We start from the raw sequence: 18,804 nt of genomic DNA on the forward strand, positions 1-18,804 counted from the left end.
GGATGATTCGGGGGAGATCAACATTGAAATCGATCGGTTTGGGCTGCTTGATCGCAGCGACCTTCGTCCTGTCAGCCTGCGGGGCAGGTTTTGCCGGGCCGCCGCGGCTTGTACGGCTTTCCCATATCGATGGATCGGTAAGGTCTGGCGACTTCCAATGTGTCGACGGCGTGCTGACAAGCCCTGCGAAAGGGGCCGAATCGATCATGCAGAACAACCTGAGCGTGAACTTTTCGGCAAAAGTATGCGCCTCGCTTTCCAAGCCTGCTGATGCGGGGGTAACTTCTGCGATGCTGCAAAGCGGCATGACGCTGGTGAAGGTCCGCTGCAACGATTTCTTCAACGCGAAGCAGACCCATCAGGGCGGTGCCCGTTTGGCACGCAGCCTGATCCAGCCCCTGTCGGTAGCGATCACGGGCGCGTTTTCGGTGATCACCTTCGGGAGCGAGCGACGCGAAAGTGATGCTCTCGCGCTACTGGCTGTCGGCACTGCGGCAGCGAATTCCGGGATCGACATCTACGAAGACCAGTTCCTGTTCGGTGCCGACAACGTCTATTCGGTGCGAGACATGACCCTGCGGGCTCTGAAAGCGCATCAGGATGATATCGTAAGTGCCGTTGAGGCTGGAAGACTGACGACCTTTGACAAGGCCGCGCGTACGCTGGTTGATCACCAGAACATCTGCACGCCCGGCAACATTCTGGAACTGGTGCGGGCTTCTATCGATGCAGGAACGTTCCGGGCACGATCGCAGACACCCGCGAATGGGGTGGCGGCAACAGGTGACGGGAACCCACTGCCGGCAAGCGCGACCATCCAGCTTTCCCAGCCCCCTGTCGGTTAGCCCTCGCTCGCCCAGCTCGCCCGCAGGGGCGCTCCGCCAGCCCGGAGCTCAACCGGGACGCCTGCTTCACGCAGCATCTCGGCGGCGACTTCGGCCTCGGCGGTGGGGCCAGTCAGCACCACGCCCCGGCCAAGCCGCTGCGCGGCCCAGCCGGTGATAGCGAGCGCGGCTTGGCCGGCCTCGGTCGGCTCGCTGCCATCGAAGGCAATCGCGGCGGGGAGCGCCCCCGCAGGCGGTATCAGTTCGATGGTCCAGTCCGGCTCACCCGCCGCGATCCGCGCCTCCAGCGCGCGATAGGTTACCAGAGTTGCGCCATCCAGACGCTTGGCCCGCACCAGCGCGCGGCGGCGGGATTCATCGATCAGCACCTCGCGCGGCGGCACGCCCGCTGCCAGCGACAGCCGCACCGCCAGCGCCTCGGCCCGGGCGGACGCTTCGCGCTCCTCACGGGCGCGGGCGGCAGAGAGCTGCGCGCGTTCCGCTGCGGAATCATTCGTGCCGACCTCGTATTGCACCAGGTCGAGGCTGACGGTCTCTCCCAACCGCTCGGTGAGCGAGGCAGCCACCGCCTGTTCGATCTCGGGCCGGAGCACCGGGGTAAACACCACCGCGTGAATACCGATGGGCGCGGCGGCGAAGTCGATCTCCAGCAGATCGAGCTGGGAACGCCCGTCGAACTGCTCGCGAATTTCGCTGCGGACGATGCGCTGGGCGTTGGTCTCCCATGCGATCCGGTTGAGCGAGAAGGCCAACGGGATGGCCAGCGCGACAAAGACCACCAGCACCGCAAAGCTCTGCGCCTGTGACTGGCCCTTGGTCAGCTTGGCGCGAAAGCCGTAAAGCTTGGCCATGCCGAACGCGGTCAAGGCGATGGTGATGAAGTTGGTGACGAACAGCAGCAGCGCCCCGGAAAACACCGTGAAGTTCCAGGTCGCCAGACCGAAGCCGACCACGGCGAGCGGCGGCATCAAGGCGGTCGCAATCGCCACGCCCACAATCGCCCCCTCGCGCCCGCGGATCATCGCATAGGCTCCGGCCATCGCCGAGAACAGCGCCACGAAGAGGTCAAACAGATTGGGCCGGGTGCGCGCGGCAATCTCGGTCGTGATGGTCTGAATCGGCGAGACGAACACCAGCACCGCGCACAGCAGCACCGCCAGCACGCTGCCGATCACCAGTGTCAGCACCGATTGCTTGAGCCAGGCCCAGTCGCCGATCGCCAGCGCAAAGCCCAGACCCATGATCGGCCCCATCAACGGCGACAGCAGCATCGCGCCGATTACGACGGCAGGGGAGGAAAGGAGCAGGCCGAGGATCGCGATCCCGCCCGCCATCGCGGTCATGAACAGGTAGTGTTCGGACAGCTTGCCGTCCTCGCGCCGCCGTTCGGTCACTTCGGCTTGATCGACCTGACCAATGACATGCACTGTCCACCATTCGCGCACATCGCCGATGAGCGCGCGCAGATTGAAGGGACGCGCGGCCGCGCTGGCAGCGTCAGGCGTGGCACCTGATCCGGAAGTGTCGTTCATCAAGCAGCCCCTGGCCGTGTGTCCTGTATCCAGCGATAGCTTGCAGCATCCGCGATTGCCAAGCAAACCGTGACGCGCGAGGCCCTCAGTGCGATGGACGCGAGGGGCCTTTCCGGCCTACGATCATCAAGCCCGCTTGAAAGGCGTGTTTTAGATCACTAATACAGTAGCGATGACCCTGACGCTGCGGCGCGGGTTTGAGGGAGCACGAAACTGGCATGAGCACCGAAACGCAGACGGCAACCGCGACCCCCTTTTCGCTGACCCCGCCCGATCCGGTGCCGCAGGTCGCGCCCGAACAAGCGGCTGGGCTGGTGCCGGTCACCTCGGAGCAGAAGTCCAAACTCGACACCAAGGTCGATGCCTTCGTCAACGAGCTGGTCGCGGTCGATGCCAATTCGCCCCAGTTCGGCGAGAAGGTCGATCAGATCACCCGCATGGGGCAGGAGCAGATCCGCTCGGCCGCCGCCATGTCGAACCGCTTTCTGGATCGCCCGGTGCGGGCGATGGACGGCGACGGGAGCGTGGGCAAGGACCTCGCCGAACTGCGCCGCACGGTCGAGGATCTTGATCCCGGCCGACAGGGCAAGCTGTCGGGCCCGCGCAAGATCCTCGGGATCATCCCCTTCGGCAACAAGATCAAGAACTACTTCGACAGCTACACATCCGCGCAGGGGCACATCGCCTCGATCCTCCAGCGGCTGGAAAGCGGCAAGAAGGAGCTGCATCTCGATAACGCCGCGATCGATACCGAACGGCAGAAGCTGTGGGCGGCGATGGGCGAGCTGGAGCAGATGATCCACATCGCCAAGACGCTGGATGCGCGGCTCGAGGCCAAGGCACTGGAGCTGGATTCCTCCGATCCGGCCAAGGCCAAAGCGCTGCGGGAATCGGCGCTGTTCTATGTCCGCCAGCGCACGCAGGACCTGCTGACCCAAATGGCGGTGAGCGTTCAGGGCTATCTCGCGCTGGACCTCGTCAAGAAGAACAATGTCGAGCTGGTGAAGGGCGTCGACCGCGCCAGCACCACCACGGTGGGCGCGCTGCGCACGGCGGTTACGGTCGCGCAGGCGATGACCAACCAGCGACTGGTGCTCGGCCAGATCACGGCGCTCAACAAGACCACCAGCGACATCATCGATTCGACCAGCACGCTGCTGCGCGAACAGACGGCGCAAATTCACGAACAGGCGGCGTCCTCGACGATCCCGCTCGAAACGCTGCAACGCGCCTTCCAGAACATCTACGACACGATGGACGAGGTCGACAATTTCAAGGTCCGCGCCTTGGATTCCATGAAGCAGACCGTCACCGTCCTCACCGCCGAGGTCGAGAAGTCGAAGGGCTACATCGCCCGCGCCGAAGGCCAATCGCAGGCGCAGGCCAAGGTCGCCTCGCAGGCGCCCTCGCTGCTGGCACTGGATAAGTAATGCCCGACTCCACCCGCGAGAGCGACCGCATCCTGTTCGAGGCGAAAACCAGCCTCGTGGTGCAGCGCGAAGGCGGGACGCACCGGCCTGGCCTGCGCGGGGCAAGCATTGGCAAGGCCTCGGCTGAGATGAAGACCAAGGCGCTGCTGAAGAAGGTGCGCAACATCGCCCTCGCGGTGGTGGCGATCTGGGTTGGGGCGGGGATTTTCAGCGCGGTCGTCGGCCCGCTGCTGTTCTGGGGCTTCATGGCGACACTGCTTGCCACGGTCGTTGCGGTCGGCGTTTTCGCGATGACTGGCCAGGTGAAGGTGCCGCAGCGCGCGGAACTCAAGCAGGGCAACCCCGGCCAGATGGTCGCGCGCACCGAGCTGTGGCTCGAAGCCCAGCGCCCCGCCCTCCCCCCGCCGGCGCAGGCGCTGGTCGATCAGCTGGGGGTGCAGCTCGATGCGCTGGGGCTTCAGCTCAAGGGCCTCGGCGACAACGAGCCCGCCATGACCGAAGTGCGCGAACTGGTCGGCGAATACATCCCCGAGACGATCGACAACTACCGCAAGATCCCCGCGCACCTGCGCTCCGAGGAATATGCTGGCAAGACCGCCGACGCGCGCTTGGTCGAGAGCCTCACCAAGATTTCGGGCGAGGTCGATCGCGTCACGCGGCGGCTGGCCGAAGGCGCGCTGGATGATCTGGCGATCAAGAGCCGCTATCTTGAATACCGCTATGGCGGGGCCGAGGCGCTCGAAGACGCCATGCCCGATACCGGCGTTCCTCTGCCCGATTTTTCGGCCATGCCCGCCAAACAGGAGCGTTAGGCGATGCGCGTCACCCTTCCCCACGACCTCACCAAGGAAGAGGTGCGCGCGCGGATGCACAAGCACGCGGACGAGATCGGGGGGTTCTTTCCGCCCGGCCTCGCCAAGGTCACAACCGACTGGCCGTCCGAAGACCGCATGAGCATCACCGCTGTCGTCATGGGTCAGACCATCCCCGGCGGGGTCGAGGTGCGCGAGCATGACGTGGTGATCGAGATGGACTTGCCGCTGCTGTTCTCGGTCATGAAAGGCCCGCTCGAAGCGGCGGTGAAGAAGGAAGGCGGGCGGCTGCTCGCACCCTGACTATCCGGCTGCGGTCACCCACTTCCCATTGCCAAGCCACAACCTGTGTGTCATAAATATTGGACACAAATATCTGCCTAATTTGCCTTACGCACCGGCCAGTTGCCGAGGATGATGGGGCAATTCGGCTGCGGGGCCGACTCAGGCGGAAGGGACGGGTGGTATGGCACCGGTCAAGGAGAGTGCAGGGGCTGATGACAGCCTGAGAACGCACCTGCGCGCTGCCACCATGGCCGCGCATGATCTCCTCGATCATGCCATGCAGGCCGCGAGCGGCTGGCAAACCCGCGCCGATTATGCGCGCTTTCTCGCGCTCCAATATGCCGCACGCGTCCCACTGGAGGGCTGGCTGGCACGCCACGCGCCGCGCGATCTTTCGCCCCCGCCGCAAACCCCGCTGCTCGCGCGCGATCTGGCGGCGCTTGGGCTGGGCGTGCCGGAGCCGGCACCGCTTCTGACACCTGCCATGCCCTCTCCCGGTGAGGCGCTGGGCACGGCCTGGGTGCTGGCCGGCTCGGCGCTCGGCAACCGGGCGATTGCCAAGCAGGTGGCCCGGATCAGCGGCGGCGAATGGCCGACGGCCTTTCTCGGTGACGACACGATGATGGCGTTCTGGCAAGGGCTTCGCGCCCGGATCGAACGTCCTGCCGAACCGGACGAAGCCGAGGGTGCGACCCGCGCCGCCGAAGCCGTCTTCGCCCATTTCCTCGCCGTTGCAGAGCATGGCCGCGCGCCCGAGAGCCTCCCCGCATGAACCTGCACCAGCGCAACGACACGCTGTCCGAGTGTGACCGCGAGGCAATCCACCATATTGCTGCGGTCCAGAACTTCGGCGGACTGATCGCCGCCGATCCGCAGGGCCGGGTGGTGCAGGCCTCCGCCAATATCGCCGATCTGCTCGGGCTGGCAGACAGCCCCGCCCCCGGCACCGCGCTGGCGGCGATCATCGCGCCTGACGCTCTGGCGACCCTCGATCAGGCCTTCGCCGGTCTCGCCGGGATCGACACGCTCGAGCGCCGCTTCGGGCTTGATCTCACGGGCAAGGGCCAGCAATTCGACTGCGCGGTGCACATCAGCGGCGGGCTGCGGGTGATCGAGTTCGAACACCACGCCCGCAATGACTTCGCCGATCATGTCAGCATGATTGTCCCCGTGATCGCCCAGCTCGAACAGGCCGCAACCGTCGCCGCCCTGTGCGACACCGCCGCGCGGCTGGTGCGGCAGATGACCGGCTATGACCGGGTGATGGTCTACCGCTTCCACCCCGACGAAAGCGGCGAGGTGATCGCCGAGGACCGCGACGAGGCGCTCGAACCATTCAAGGGCCTGCGTTACCCCGCCGCCGACATCCCGCAGCAGGCGCGCGAGCTGTTCCGCCGCAACCGGTTCCGCATCATCGCCGACATGGATTCGGACCCCGTCCCGATCCTCCCCGCCACCGGCCCGGACGACATGCCGCTCGATCTGTCGATGTCGATGCTGCGCTCCCACTCCAAGATGCACCTCGCCTATATGCGCAACATGGGCGTGGGTGCGAGCCTCGCGATTGCGATCGTCCGGCATGATCGGCTGTGGGGCATGATCTCGTGCCACCACCGCGCAGCGCGGCTGCCGCCCTATTCGCTGCGCACCGTGGCAGAGCTGCTGAGCCAGACCTTCTCGCTGATGCTCGATCGTATTCTGGTGGCGCAGGCCGAGGCTTTGCGGGAGCGGGCGCGGCAATTGAACGACCGGCTGCTGCTGCGACTGGCGGGCGGGGTGACACTCGCCGACAGCCTGCCGATGATCGAAGAGCTGCTGCGCGGCACGATCCAGCATGACGGCATCTCATTGCTCGCCGACGGAGAATACCGCGCGAGCGGCGAAGCGCCCTGTGAAGCGGAATTCCGCGCCATCGCTCCGCTGCTCGCCAGCACGCTGGGAGGAGCCACCCATTCCAGCACGCGGCTGGCCGACCAGATCCCCGAGGCCGCCGGTTTCGCTCACCGGGTGACGGGCGCGCTGGTGCTGCCGCTGTCGCGCGGGACACGCGATTCGCTGGTGCTGTGGCGCCGCCCGCTTGACCGGGTGGTGACATGGGCCGGTGATCCGACCAAGGCGGCGGCCGCTCCGGGCGAATTGCTCCAGCCGCGTTCCAGCTTTGCCGCCTGGGCCGAAACCGTGCGCGGCCACAGCGCCGACTGGAGCGCCGATGAATGCGAAATCGCCGCAAGACTGCGCCGCACGCTGATCGAGGTGATCCTGCGCATGAGCGAGGATCTGACCCGCGAGCGTGCCCGCGCGTCCGCGCAGCAGGACCTGCTGATCGCCGAACTCAATCACCGGGTGCGCAACATCCTCGGCCTGATTCGCGCGCTGGTGGCGCAATCGCAGGCCGAGGCGCTGAGCGTGCCGGGCTTTGCCGCGATCATCGGCGGCCGGATCGCTGCGCTGGCGGCGGCGCATGACAATATCACCGCGAAGAACTGGGGTCCGGCCAGCCTGACCCGCCTGATCGAGGCGGAGCTCGCGCCCTATTGCGGTGCGGATCGCGCGCGGTTCGGCGTGGTGGGTGATGACGTGCTGATCGCGCCCGAGGCCTACACCATCCTCGCACTGGTGGTGCATGAACTTGCGACCAATTCCGCCAAGTATGGCAGCCTGTCCGCGCGCGCCGGATCGGTCGAAGTGACCCTCGCGCGCACCGCCTTCGGGGATCTGTCGCTGCGCTGGCGCGAGGCGGGCGGCCCGCCGGTCACTGCGCCGACCCGGTCCGGCTTCGGCTCGACCATCATCAACCGCTCCATCCCCCATGATCTCGGCGGAGAGGCCGATCTGCGCTACAAGCTGGCCGGGGTCGAAGCGGATTTCCTCGTGCCCGCGCGCTATCTCGCCGCACCCGACGAGGCGGGCCGCACGCTCCCTTCGCGCCCACCAGAACCGCAGCGCAATCCTGCGCCCACCGCCGCCGCCAGCCAGCCGGGGCGCGTGCTGGTGGTTGAGGACAGCATCATCATCGCGCTCGACACCGAGGAAAACCTCAAGCGTCTGGGCGTGGGCGATGTGCAGCTGGAAAGCTCTGTCACCGGCGCCTTGGCGGCGATTGCCGACAGTCCGCCAGACTTTGCGATCATCGACTTCAACCTCGGCGGCGAATCCTCCGAGCCGATTGCCGAAGCCCTGCGCGCCGCCGGTGTCCGCTTCGTGCTGGCGACCGGCTATGCCGAAGGCGCGGGCAGTTTTGAGCGGCTGGGCGCGGCTGCCGTGCTGCGCAAGCCCTACGGCATGACCGAGATCGAACGTTTGCTGGCCGGAGCATGAGCCTCGCGGCTGTCGATGTTCTACAAATGTTTCACGTGAAACATTTTGGCGGCCGCATCACGCCGCACGCGTCAACAAGGTCACTTCGGCCCGGCTGAAGTCCAGGCTGGCGAGGTCGTCGGCAACCAGACATTCTCCCGCTCCAGCGCGCGCCGACCCATCGCGCGCGCTAACCTCACCTGCGAGCGGCAGCACCAGCAACGCGCCGGGATAGGCCTCAAGCGTGGCGGCATCGGGCGCGCCTGCAATCCGGTCGAGCCGGAAGTGCGGGCCGTCGACGAGCACGGGGCCGTTGGCAATCGAGCGGCGGTGCGCGGCGGCATAGGGCCCGCCGTCGGCCACCGCGAGCGCGCGCTCCAGATGCAATTCGCGCGGGCGGCCATAGTCAAAGAGGCGGAAGGTGGTCTCGCTGGTCTGCTGCACCTCGACCAGCGACAGGCCGGGGCCGATGGCGTGAACGGTCCCCGCAGGCAGATAGAACAGATCGCCCGCCCGCGCCGGGTGCCAGGTGAGCAGCGCCTCGATCGAGCCATCCCGCGCGGCGGCCGCGATTTCCTCGGGGGTCACGTCCCGCTCGAACCCGATGGCAAGCCGCGCGTCAGGCTCGGCATCGAGCACCAGCCAGCATTCCTCCTTGCCCGCTTCACCTGCCAGCGCGGTATCATCCGACGGATGGACCTGCACCGACAGCTTTTCGGAGGTGAAGAGGTACTTCACCAGCACCTGCGGCACTTCACGCGGGGGTTCGAACCAGATCTCGCCGATCCGCTCACCCGGTGGGGCAACGAAGGGCGCGGGCAGGACGTCGCGCCCCCAGACCTTCTCGACCATGCGGGTGGGAAGTTGGCGGGCGGTCACTGGTTGACGGCTCCGGGCAGCTTGCCGACCGCCTGCGCGCCGTCCCGCGTGGTGACGAGCACCTCCCCGCCGGAGACGATGATGCAGACATCCGTCAGGCCCACCGCCGAAATGCGCGGACCATCGCTCATGGCAAAGACCCCGCTGCATTGGGCAAGGTCGGCGCTGCCGCGCACCACATTGCCCGCCGCGTCCGCCTCTCCCGCGAGCGCCTCGCCCAGCGCGGCCCAGTTGCCGATATCCGACCACCCCATGCTGGCAGGCACCATCGCCGCGCGGGCGGTGTTTTCCATCACGGCATAGTCGATCGAGTCCCCGTCAATTGCGGCGAAAGGTTCAGCCGCCGGGAGGAAACGCGCACCATCCTCGGTGCCACTGGCAACGGCCTCGCGCACGAGCCGCGCCATGTCCGGACGGTGCGCGGCGAGTTCGTCCAGCAGGTGCCCGGCGCGGAAAGCGAAGATGCCGCCGTTCCAGCTATAGTCGCCGCTGGCAAGATAGGCCTCGGCCCGCGCCAGATCGGGCTTTTCGACGAATTCGCGGATCGCAAACCCACCCGCCAGGGGCTCCCCGCGCCGCAGGTAGCCATAGCCGGTCTCGGGCCGATCCGCAGCAATGCCGAAGCTGACGAGATAGTCTTCGCGCGCCAGTGCCGCAGCGGCCAGCGCGGCGGCGCGGAAGGCGGCGCTGTCGGCGATATGATGATCGCTCGGGCAGACCAGCATCACCACATCTTCGGGCAGCAAAGCGGCGGCGAGCGCAATCGCAGGGGCAGTGTTCTTGGCCGCCGGTTCGATCACCAGCCGCGCACCGGGCGTATCACCCAACTGCGAGAGAATGAGCTCGGCATGGGCTGCCCCGGCCACCACCATCGGGGCGGCAAAGCGATCATCGCCTGCGACCCGGCGGACAGCCTGTTCGAACAGCGTCTCATCGCTCACCAGCGGCAGGAACGGCTTGGGACAGGTCTTGCGGCTGACCGGCCATAACCGCGTGCCGCTGCCGCCGCACAGGATCACAGGATGGATTACAGTCACTCAAATACCCTTTATTTGGGCAAGCCTATAGCAACTCCTTGTCAGGAAGCATCTCTAATCCGCCCATAATTCCGCAACTTGTCTCATCAAAACCACTGCTGACGCCAATAGAAGGGTGCGGCCACGGGATTGCCGCTGGCATCGGTTGCCGGTCGAAAGCCGAGCCGCGCTTCGACCAGTTGGCAGGTGATGCGATCCGCTTCGGGATCAGGGCTGGGGCGATAGACCGAACACCCCCGCGCGCGGCCATCCGTGCCGACGGTTACCCGGACGATCACCTGCGTGCCGCGCCGCGCTGCACGGCCACCGGGCGGCACCGGATAGTCGCGCGCATTGTCGATGCGGCCGCTGATGTGGACCGGCTTGGTGACCGCAACCCCGCCGCGCCCGCTGCCGCTGTTCCCGCTGCCTGTGCCGGTTCCGCTACCCGCGGCACCGGTGCCGTCGCCCGCCGCCGCCGCGCCGGATTGATTGGCCGTCCCGGTCGATGCGGCGCGGGGCAGGGGCCGGTCCTGTTTCACCCGCACGCGCGGCGGCGGACTGGTCACCGGCTGAGCGACCGCCTCACGCCCCGAATCGCCCTGCGCGCCCTCATCCGGTTCGGGCTGATTGTCCGGTGGCGGAGGATCCGGCGGCGCAGTGATGGTGACGGCAAATGTCGACAACACCTCACGCTCGACCGAGGCGGTGAAATCCGGGGCGAGCGCGCGGGCGAGGCCATAGAGCGCCGCCACATGCAGCACCACGATCCCGGCGATCAGCGGCCAGCTCAGCCGCCGCGGACGGCTCTGGAAGGTGCGGTGGTCGGGCATGGGCTGTGGCCTGTCCTCGCGTTCGGTCTGTTCCGGCTGTGGTTGTCCCCCCAAGCCGCTGGGTCGGACTATAGCAGACTGTGGGCAATAGGCGATGGAAGGCGCTCCCACACAAAAAGGGCGGCCCGTTGCCGGACCGCCCTTTCGTGTTTCAGCAATCGCGCAAGCGATCAGAAGCGGACGCGAACCCCGAAGCGGACGCCCCACAGCGAACCGTTGATGTTGGTCGCTTCGTTCGGCGCACGGAAGCTCGAGTAACCGTACTGCGCACAGGGCTGGCTCGGCGTGGTGGCCGGCGCGCCGTTTGCGGTCTGGAGGCAGGTCACGTTGACCAGCGAGGCGGTGTAGGGGAAGCCGACCTGCTGGATCGTGCCCCAATCCTTGTCGATCATGTTTAGCACGTTCTCGACATCGGCCATCAGCTCCAGCTTGCCGCCGAAGACGAACGGCACTTCCTGACGCATCGAGAAGTCCAGCTTGTGCACCCAGGGGGTCTTGCCGATGTTCTTGTCCGCGATCTGGCCCTGGTAGTCGTTGAGCTCCGAGTTCTGCACGAAGCTCTGGAACGCCGCGAAGGTCGCCTGCGAATCGTAGGTGACCAGCGGGTCCGCCGTGATGCTGCTCACGTTGGGAACGTAGAGCAGACCGCGGCTGCCGCGACCATTGACACCGAACACCGCCGAACGCCCGTTGGTGGGATCGTTGAAGGTGTAGCTGTAACGCTGGCCCGAACGCAGGTTGTAGAAGAACTCGATGCGGGTGTTGTTGTCACCGAACAGCTCGGCGTCATAGCCCGCGACCAGGCGGAACTGGTGATCGCGCTGGTAGTTGGCGATACCCTGAGCCGCAAAGTTCGGATCGGTGAAGGCCGTGTTCTGGTAGTTCGAGAACGCCACCGACGAGGTGCCCGGGTTCTGATCGGTCACGTCCTGGAAGGTGTACGAACCGCTCAGGAAGAAGCCCGAATCGAAGTCCTTGTCGAAGCGGGCAACGATGTTCCAGCTTTCGCCAAAGCCCGTGTTGGTCAGCAGCATGTCGGTGTTTTCACCGGCGGTGCCAGCCAGCACGTCGTAGCGCGGACGGCCATCGGGAAGCGTGCCCGTCTGCCGGACCGAGCGCAGATCAACCCATTCAAGCGCGTCGTTGGTCTTCGAATAGATCACGTCGGTGCCGAAGCGCCAGCCGTCACCCAGGAAGCCCAGATTGGCTTCATAGTCGATCGAGCCCGAGAAGCGCCACTGCGAGGGAACCTTGAAGTTCGGATCCAGCGCGTTGGTCGGGGCGCCCTGGAAACCGGCGCGCCGCACGGCGTCGATCAGTTCCTGGGGCACGCCTTCACCGCCCGAAACATTGTTCAGGGTCGCCGCGCCGAGGGTCTGCACCTGGGCGTTGCTGAGGCCGAGAACCGACTGCTCGGGGATCGAGAAGGTGCCGTTGGCGTTACGACGCACGCGCACGCGCTGGAGCGTCGGCCCCGGGTTCGAGAAGTTGTTCGAGATCCACACCAGCGGGTTGCCCCCGCCGAACAGGCCCGCCGAACCGCGGACCTGAAGGCGATCGGTCGGCTGCCAGTTGAGGCCGAAGCGCGGCTGGAACAGGTCACGGCCGTTGAGGGTCGCGGTGTTGGCAAAGCCGAAGCGCTGGAGGAAGAACTCGTTGAAGAACGGGCGATCCGGCGAATCGAACAGGTCGTAACGCACGCCCGCCACAACCGTCAGGGTGTCGGTCACATCGATCGTGTCCATCAGGCCGAAGGTCCAGCTGTTGTTCTGGAATTCGGCGGTGACGGTGTCGAGGCCGCCCAGCAACGGCACAGCGTAGTCGAGCTCGTTGGCACGACGTGCTTCGAAGTCGGCGATGCTGTCGAACAGCCAGGCACCCGAAACGCGCTGCGCGAAGAGGTTGCGCACATCCTGACGACGACGCTCGGCAATCAGCTTGAGGGTGTGGTTTTCCACCTTCAGGGTGGCGGCGAATTCAACTGCCAGCGACTGGCTGTCGAGCTCGTTCGCCTGACGGCTGATGTCCGGACCGAACTGGATGCGCTGCTGGCCGGGCGAGCAAACGGCCGGAGCCGCACCAACGCCGGTCGTCGGGTTGGTCGGATCGAGACAGACCTGGAACTGGCCGAAGGTCGTGCCGCCAATCGGCTGCTGAAGACGCACGTAATCCGCATAGGACACACGCAGCTGGGTCGAGAAGTCATCCGACCACTGGTTGTTCGACTGGATGATCCCGAAGTGGTTCTTCGCACCCTGCGTGTAGTTGTTCGACAGCAGGTTGTAGGTCGGGTTGCCGTTACCGACAGCAGAGAGCTGGCCCGTGCCGGTCTGACCGGCGAGCAGCGCCGCATCGTTCCAGATGTAGGTGGCGGTCACACGGTGACCATCCGCGACGTTCCAGTCGAGCTTGGTGACCAGCTTGTCGTCCTTCTCCACGATGTCGTTGGCAACGCCCAGCGTGTCGTAGTTGTAGACGCTCTGCGCCGTGGCGCTGATCGCGCTGATTTCGGCATCGGTGATGCCGAGCTGCGAGGGATCAACGTCGGCCGGAACCGTGTCGCGGGTGCGTTCATAGGTCACCGCGAAGAACAGCTTGTCCTTGATGATCGGACCGGTGATCTGCGCCACATAGACCTGCGAGTCGAAGGCGCCGATGCGGCGGAGGTTGTCCGCCTTGCTGCCGCGCAGATCTTCGTTCTGGTAGAACGCTGCGCCCATGAAGGTGAATGCGTTGCCGCCCGACTTGAGCTGGGTGTTGATCGCACCGCCCTGGAAGAAGCCCTGCTGGATATCGACCGGCGCGGTTTCGACCGAGAATTCGCCAATCGCGTCCAGCGGCACGGGGCCGCGCGTCGACACGAGGCCGCCCGATTCCAGACCGAAGGGATCGCCAAAGGCCACACCGTCGACGGTGAAGCGGTTGAAGCGGTTGTTCTGGCCGGCGATGCTGATCGCGCCGTTGTTGGTGGCGTCGAGCGTCACCAGCGGATCGCGCGCAGCCAGGTTGCGGATGTCGCGGTTGACGTTGGCCACGCCGGCAATGTCGTTCGCGCTCAGCACGGTGGCGGCACCGGTGCTCAGCGAGATCGACGAACGGGTGCGCGAGCCAGTGACCACGATGGTCTGGCCCGCTTCGGCCAGCGCCACGCTGATGCGCTGGGCCTGACCGGCATTGAGGAAGCCGATTTCCTGCGAAGCGGTTTCGAAGCCGTCAGCGCTCACTTCGACAGTGACCGGACCGCCAAGACGCAGACCGGCCGCGTTGAAGCTGCCCGCAGCATCGGTGGTCTGAGTCGACTTGGTGCCCGAGGGAACGTGGGTCACGACCACAGTGGCGCCGACGATCGGGTTGCCGTTCTGGTCAACAACATCGCCGCGAACGGACGAGGTGGTTTCCTGCGCAAACGCCGGCGTGGCGATGGTGGTGGTCGCAGCAAGGCTGACGATGCTCGCCGCAAGAAGATACTTAAGCTTCATGGGTAAAAGCCCCTGTTAACGGTTTAGATGAAGAGGTGATCGAAACGTGATGCGACCTGCCCTAGGCCTGAACGCTTGCGGCAAAGCGACTGTTCTGTGACAGTTTGATGAAACGCCTCACCCAGGCGCGGCGATTCCATAAGGCGAGTCTCGCCGAACGCCAGAAAAGTGTAGGTTTAGCGCGAGTTCCATCAATGAGTGTTGCATCGCAGCAACGCCCGCAGGGAATTTCTTGAGGCCAATCAATGGGACGAAAAATCGCCCCTTAACGCCGGATCAGGCGAGGTTGATCTCACGCAGGCGCTGCATGAGGTAATCATGCGCAGTGATGGGCTCCGGCGGCGGATTCGCCGCATCGGCCGCAACGCATTCCGGCAGCGGCTCGATCAGGAAATCGGGCCGGAAATGCAGGAAGAACGGCATGGAATAGCGTGCCCGCCGCGAAGCCTCTCCGCGCGGATTGACCACCCGGTGAGTGGTCGAGCGGAGCTGGCCGTTGGTCTGGCGCTGCAACATGTCACCGACATTGATGACCAGCGCGCCCGGCGGCACATCGACCGCATGCCATTCGCCCGCCTTGGTCAGCAGTTCCAGGCCTGCTTCCTCGGCACCCAGCAGCAGGGTGATGGTGTTGATGTCTTCATGCCCAGCCGCGCGGATCGCGCCTTCGGGTGCGCCTTCGCCCAACGGCGGATAATGCAGCAGCCGCATCACCGAATTGCCGTCCTCGACGCTGGCGGCAAAGAAATTGCGCGGGCGGCCAAGGTGGAGTGCGATCGCTTCGAGCACACGGCCACCGGCCACTTCGAAAGCGGCGAAAAGCGCGGTCATCGTTTCCCGGAAGCCTTCGACTTCGCTCGGCCACACGTTGGGGGCCATGAATTCCGCCAAGGGATGGCCTTCGGGCAAATCACGGCCGACGTGCCAGAATTCCTTGAGGTCAAACACCTCGGCGTCCTTGGCCTTTTCGGTGCCGAAGGAGGTGTAGCCGCGCGCGCCGCCGCCGCCTTCGATCTTGTAGGCGCGCTTGACCGCATCGGGCAGCGCGAAGAACGCCTTCGAGACCGCCTCGGCCTCCGCGATCAGGGTCTGGGGGATGCCGTGATCGCGCACCACGGCAAAGCCATATTCGCCAAAGCTGCGCCCCAACTCGTCAGCGATGGTTTCGAGCGGCTGGGTCAGCGAGACGGAAGCAATATTGATCATGCCCGGCCCTTACACGCGGGGCACCGCGCCTGCCAAGCCCTTCGCGCAGGCCTCAGTAAGGCAGGAACAGGCTCGCCAGCGCCGCGCTCATCAGGTTGGCGAGGCTCCCCGCGGCAAGCGCTCGCAGCCCCAGCCGCGCGATCACCGGACGCTGGTTGGGGGCCAGCCCGCCGGTCACCGCCATCTGGATCGCGATCGAGGAGAAATTGGCAAAGCCGCACAGGGCAAAGGTGATGATCGCGCGGCTGCGCTCGGTCAGCTCCGCGCCTTGCATCTTGCCCAGATCGATGAAGGCGACGAATTCGTTGAGGACAATCTTGGTGCCGAACAACCCGCCCGCAATCCGCGCCTGATCCCAATCGGAAATGCCGATCAGGAACATCACGGGCGCGAACACATAGCCGAGCAATTGCTGGAAGCTGATGCCTTGCAGCCAGGTGGCGACCTCAGGGCTGAGCGGCGCGCCGATGCCGTTTGCAAGGTCCACGATCCCGCCGCCGATCCCGGCGAGCATTCCGTTGGCGAGCGCCACCAGTGCGACGAACACCATCACCATCGCGCCCACGGCCACGGCCAGCTTCACCCCGGTCTGGGTGCCTTGCGCTGCGGCTTCGATGATATTGGCGGGGCGCTGGCCTTCCTCGAAGGTTTCCGCCGCGCTCACTTCGTCGGCCTTGGCGCCGCCTTCGAGGATCGAGGCCGGACCGACCGCGCTGATGCGCGCCTGGGGGAGTTCGACCTCCTGCCCGTTCTCGTCATACACGACCTCGCGGGTCGCCTCGGCCATGGTGTTGGCCTCGGCCGCCGCCGCCACGACCTGAGTGCGCCCGACCGCGAGTGTGGCATCGTCCGGCATCATGATCTTGGCCATCAAAATCCCGCCCGGCGCCGACATGAACGCCGCCGCCAGCAGGAAGGGCACGGCGTCCTCACCGATGAAGCTGGCATAGGCGGCGAGGATCGTCCCCGCGACGCCCGCCATGCCGACGCTCATCAGCGTGAACAGGCCCGACGGCGAAAGCGCCGCCAGATAAGGACGCACCACCAGCGGGCTTTCGGACTGGCCGACGAAAATGTTGGCGGCCGCGCCCAGGGCCTCGACCTTGCTGATGCCGGTGACAAAGCCAATTGCTCCGCCCACCCAGCGCACCAGCCGCTGCATGATGCCGAGGTGGTAGAGGATCGAGACAATCGCGGCGAAGAACACGATCACCGGCAGCGCGGCGATCACGAAAGTGTTGGCGAAGGGATTGGTCTCCATCGGGCCGAACACCGATGTGATCCCGACCTTGGAGAAATCGAGCAGCGCGATCACGCCCTGCGACAGACCGCCGATCACGGCAACGCCGGTGTCGGTGCGCAGCACGATCAGCGCGGTCACCGCCTGCAACGCAAAGGCAGAACCGACCACACGCAGGTTGATCCTGCGCCGCGCGGTCGACAGCGCAAAGGCGATCCCAAGAATGGCGAACACGCCTGCAAGGCTCAGCAGGATGGACGTGATACTCTCGTTCACGGCAGCAAATTGCCCTTCTTCATGTCGGAAGCGTTAGACCCCAGCGGCCCGCAAGAACGCCTCCCTTGCGCGCAGCGCGTGCTGGCGTGGCAGTTTGCGCGCGGCGTTGCAAGCGGGGAAGCATGGGAGGCTGAGGCTAACCGCTCGCAACGCACGGGTGACAGGCGGGTGCGCGCCGCTTTTCTTTTGTCGCAGTGCTGGCTAGCACTCGGTCAATGGACCAGACCGATCCCGCACCCGTCGCCGCGCCCTCGCCCACGATCAACATGCCGCTGGGGCTGTTCGTCTTCACGCTGCTCTATGGCGGAATGACGGTGCTGGCCGGGGTGCTGGCGTTCAAGCAGGTGCAATTGTGGCCGACCAGCCTCGCGGTCGAGAGCGGGATCTTCCCGTTCCTGCTGCTGGTGGTGATCTCGAGCACGCTGTCGCAGCTTTACGGCCGTGCGATGGCGCAGCGGATCGTGTGGTGGGGGTTCTTCCCGCTGGGGCTGTCGGCGCTGCTGATGTGGCTGGTGCTGGCCCTGCCCGCCTCGTCCGAGATGATTGCCTTCCGCCCCGATGATCTGGCCGCGTTCGAACGGGTGCACCGTTCGACCTGGCGGGTGTGGATGGCGGGCCCTGCGTCCTACATCACTTCGCTCTTGCTCAATATCTGGATCTTCGACCGCCTGCGCGGCAGCGGGGCCGAAAGCACGCTGGGCCTGATGGTGCGCGGCGCCATCGCCTCGGCCCTGTCGCAAGCGGTCGATTCGGTGATCTTCATCACCCTGGCGTTTTACGGGGAGTTCGACATCACCGACCTGATGATCGGCCAAGTGCTGGCGAAAGTGTTCCTGAGCCTGGTGCTGGTCCCCTTCCTGATCACCGGCGGCGTTCAGGCGGCACGCTGGCTGGACCGGAAGAAGGAAGGCTGAGGCCGAAGACTGGCAACTTTTCGCTAAGCGCCGGAACAGTCGCGAAGCGACCGCAAGCCCGACCGGGCGCCCGCAGCGACGCGAGCTTCAGCTCGTATGAGCGAGGAAATCGCGCGCCGGAGGGCGCGCGCAAACAGAAATGGTGGACCCGTCGGGGCTCGAACCCGAGACCTACAGATTAAAAGTCCGTTGCTCTACCAACTGAGCTACGGGTCCACGCAAACGGCTTCGCCGCGTCGCCGGGGGCGACAACGGCGATTGGGGCGCTCACCTAGGCAGGGGGCGCGGGCGGGTCAAGCGGGCATGGGCCTGGGCGAGGGTTAAACCGCTCACCGGATCGCGCCAGTCGGGGGCAATGGCAACCGCCGGGTCGAGCACGAAGCGCCGCTGCGCAAAGGCCGGGTGGGGGATTTTGAGGTCTCCAGAGCGCCACACCCCGCCGCTCCACAGGATGATATCGCAGTCGAGCACCCGATCACCCCAGCGTTGGCCGGGTCGCCGACCGAAAGCGCGCTCGGTATGCTTCAGCGCCGCGAGCAGCGCGGTGGGGGAAAGCGCGCTCGCAAGCACCAGCGCGGTATTGGCAAAGCGTCGCCGCGCCGCGCCCATCGCGGCCGTCGCGATCACGGGCGCGCGGGCGGTGACGGTGCCGAAGGCGGCGCATTCTTCCATCGCGGCCAGCACCACGTCCTGCGGGCGGCCATAGCAATGGTGCCGCCGGTTGCTCCCCAGCGCGATCAGATAGGTGCTGGACACCCCG

15 protein-coding genes and 1 tRNA gene are annotated in these 18,804 nt (G+C 65.9%); 7 read left to right on the plus strand and 9 right to left on the minus strand.

Features of this window, described 5'->3' with window-relative positions:
* Positions 1-23 precede the first annotated feature (23 nt).
* A complete protein-coding gene (locus tag ACLBKT_RS12085; protein ID WP_410183164.1) occupies positions 24-845 on the plus strand; it encodes a hypothetical protein in 822 nt (273 codons plus the stop codon).
* On the opposite strand, the gene ACLBKT_RS12090 is transcribed toward ACLBKT_RS12085, so the two are convergent.
* Complete coding sequence (locus ACLBKT_RS12090; protein WP_410183165.1) at positions 842-2,377, minus strand: TIGR00341 family protein; 1,536 nt, start codon at positions 2,375-2,377, stop codon at positions 842-844. The two genes, ACLBKT_RS12085 and ACLBKT_RS12090, sit on opposite strands and share 4 nt — an antisense overlap.
* 218 nt (positions 2,378-2,595) lie before the next feature.
* Here ACLBKT_RS12090 and ACLBKT_RS12095 point away from each other — a divergent pair, with 218 nt between their 5' ends.
* The 5 genes from ACLBKT_RS12095 (at position 2,596) to ACLBKT_RS12115 (ending at position 8,222) form a co-directional block, all read left to right on the plus strand.
* Positions 2,596-3,807, plus strand: a complete 1,212-nt coding sequence (locus tag ACLBKT_RS12095; protein WP_410183166.1) for a toxic anion resistance protein — start codon at positions 2,596-2,598, stop codon at positions 3,805-3,807.
* The gene (locus ACLBKT_RS12100; protein ID WP_410183167.1) at positions 3,807-4,619 is read left to right on the plus strand and encodes a hypothetical protein; all 813 of its coding nucleotides are present in this window, start codon (positions 3,807-3,809) and stop codon (positions 4,617-4,619) included. Before ACLBKT_RS12095 ends, ACLBKT_RS12100 begins: the two co-directional genes overlap by 1 nt.
* 3 nt (positions 4,620-4,622) lie before the next feature.
* On the plus strand, positions 4,623-4,922 hold the full coding sequence (locus ACLBKT_RS12105; protein WP_410183168.1) for a polyhydroxyalkanoic acid system family protein: 300 nt from the start codon (positions 4,623-4,625) through the stop codon (positions 4,920-4,922).
* A gap of 163 nt (positions 4,923-5,085) precedes the next feature.
* A complete protein-coding gene (locus ACLBKT_RS12110) occupies positions 5,086-5,676 on the plus strand; it encodes a biliverdin-producing heme oxygenase (protein WP_410183169.1) in 591 nt (196 codons plus the stop codon).
* A complete protein-coding gene (locus ACLBKT_RS12115; protein WP_410183170.1) occupies positions 5,673-8,222 on the plus strand; it encodes an HWE histidine kinase domain-containing protein in 2,550 nt (849 codons plus the stop codon). Before ACLBKT_RS12110 ends, ACLBKT_RS12115 begins: the two co-directional genes overlap by 4 nt.
* Positions 8,223-8,279: 57 nt before the next feature.
* Here ACLBKT_RS12115 and ACLBKT_RS12120 read toward each other — a convergent pair whose 3' ends face one another.
* The 6 genes from ACLBKT_RS12120 to ACLBKT_RS12145 all read right to left on the minus strand — a co-directional run bounded on the left by ACLBKT_RS12120 (position 8,280) and on the right by ACLBKT_RS12145 (position 17,130).
* Positions 8,280-9,053: a class I mannose-6-phosphate isomerase gene (locus tag ACLBKT_RS12120; protein ID WP_410183684.1), complete on the minus strand. Its 774-nt coding sequence runs from the start codon at positions 9,051-9,053 to the stop codon at positions 8,280-8,282.
* 23 nt (positions 9,054-9,076) lie between these two features.
* Positions 9,077-10,117 carry a mannose-1-phosphate guanylyltransferase gene (locus ACLBKT_RS12125; protein WP_410183171.1) on the minus strand — a complete coding sequence of 347 codons (1,041 nt, stop codon included), beginning with the start codon at positions 10,115-10,117 and terminating at the stop codon, positions 9,077-9,079.
* Between the two features lie 86 nt (positions 10,118-10,203).
* Positions 10,204-10,929 (minus strand): TonB family protein, encoded by a 726-nt coding sequence (locus tag ACLBKT_RS12130; RefSeq protein WP_410183172.1) that lies wholly within the window; start codon positions 10,927-10,929, stop codon positions 10,204-10,206.
* Positions 10,930-11,099: 170 nt separating this feature from the next.
* On the minus strand, positions 11,100-14,408 hold the full coding sequence (locus tag ACLBKT_RS12135) for a TonB-dependent receptor domain-containing protein (protein WP_410183173.1): 3,309 nt from the start codon (positions 14,406-14,408) through the stop codon (positions 11,100-11,102).
* Positions 14,409-14,684: 276 nt separating this feature from the next.
* Positions 14,685-15,614, minus strand: a complete 930-nt coding sequence (locus tag ACLBKT_RS12140) for an isopenicillin N synthase family dioxygenase (RefSeq protein WP_410183174.1) — start codon at positions 15,612-15,614, stop codon at positions 14,685-14,687.
* Positions 15,615-15,666: 52 nt separating this feature from the next.
* On the minus strand, positions 15,667-17,130 hold the full coding sequence (locus tag ACLBKT_RS12145) for a NupC/NupG family nucleoside CNT transporter (RefSeq protein ID WP_410183175.1): 1,464 nt from the start codon (positions 17,128-17,130) through the stop codon (positions 15,667-15,669).
* A gap of 215 nt (positions 17,131-17,345) precedes the next feature.
* On the opposite strand from ACLBKT_RS12145, the gene ACLBKT_RS12150 reads away from it, so the two are divergent.
* The gene (locus tag ACLBKT_RS12150; RefSeq protein ID WP_410183176.1) at positions 17,346-18,044 is read left to right on the plus strand and encodes a queuosine precursor transporter; all 699 of its coding nucleotides are present in this window, start codon (positions 17,346-17,348) and stop codon (positions 18,042-18,044) included.
* 140 nt (positions 18,045-18,184) lie between these two features.
* On the opposite strand, the gene ACLBKT_RS12155 is transcribed toward ACLBKT_RS12150, so the two are convergent.
* Positions 18,185-18,260: transfer RNA gene (locus tag ACLBKT_RS12155), tRNA-Lys, on the minus strand.
* 51 nt (positions 18,261-18,311) lie between these two features.
* Positions 18,312-18,800 (minus strand): 2-amino-4-hydroxy-6-hydroxymethyldihydropteridine diphosphokinase, encoded by a 489-nt coding sequence (gene folK, locus ACLBKT_RS12160; RefSeq protein WP_410183177.1) that lies wholly within the window; start codon positions 18,798-18,800, stop codon positions 18,312-18,314.
* Positions 18,801-18,804: the final 4 nt, after the last annotated feature.

Source organism: Erythrobacter sp. W302b, from assembly GCF_046452395.1.
GTDB lineage: Bacteria > Pseudomonadota > Alphaproteobacteria > Sphingomonadales > Sphingomonadaceae > Erythrobacter.

Coding starts and splice junctions, on each gene's coding strand:
- ACLBKT_RS12115 (WP_410183170.1), top strand. CDS start 5,673: ATGAACCTGCACCAGCGCAACGACACGCTGTCCGAGTGTGACCGCGAG.
- ACLBKT_RS12095 (WP_410183166.1), top strand. CDS start 2,596: ATGAGCACCGAAACGCAGACGGCAACCGCGACCCCCTTTTCGCTGACC.
- ACLBKT_RS12100 (WP_410183167.1), top strand. CDS start 3,807: ATGCCCGACTCCACCCGCGAGAGCGACCGCATCCTGTTCGAGGCGAAA.
- ACLBKT_RS12140 (WP_410183174.1), bottom strand. CDS start 15,614: ATGATCAATATTGCTTCCGTCTCGCTGACCCAGCCGCTCGAAACCATC.
- ACLBKT_RS12120 (WP_410183684.1), bottom strand. CDS start 9,053: ATGGTCGAGAAGGTCTGGGGGCGCGACGTCCTGCCCGCGCCCTTCGTT.
- ACLBKT_RS12135 (WP_410183173.1), bottom strand. CDS start 14,408: ATGAAGCTTAAGTATCTTCTTGCGGCGAGCATCGTCAGCCTTGCTGCG.
- ACLBKT_RS12105 (WP_410183168.1), top strand. CDS start 4,623: ATGCGCGTCACCCTTCCCCACGACCTCACCAAGGAAGAGGTGCGCGCG.
- ACLBKT_RS12090 (WP_410183165.1), bottom strand. CDS start 2,377: ATGAACGACACTTCCGGATCAGGTGCCACGCCTGACGCTGCCAGCGCG.
- ACLBKT_RS12110 (WP_410183169.1), top strand. CDS start 5,086: ATGGCACCGGTCAAGGAGAGTGCAGGGGCTGATGACAGCCTGAGAACG.
- ACLBKT_RS12130 (WP_410183172.1), bottom strand. CDS start 10,929: ATGCCCGACCACCGCACCTTCCAGAGCCGTCCGCGGCGGCTGAGCTGG.
- ACLBKT_RS12150 (WP_410183176.1), top strand. CDS start 17,346: ATGGACCAGACCGATCCCGCACCCGTCGCCGCGCCCTCGCCCACGATC.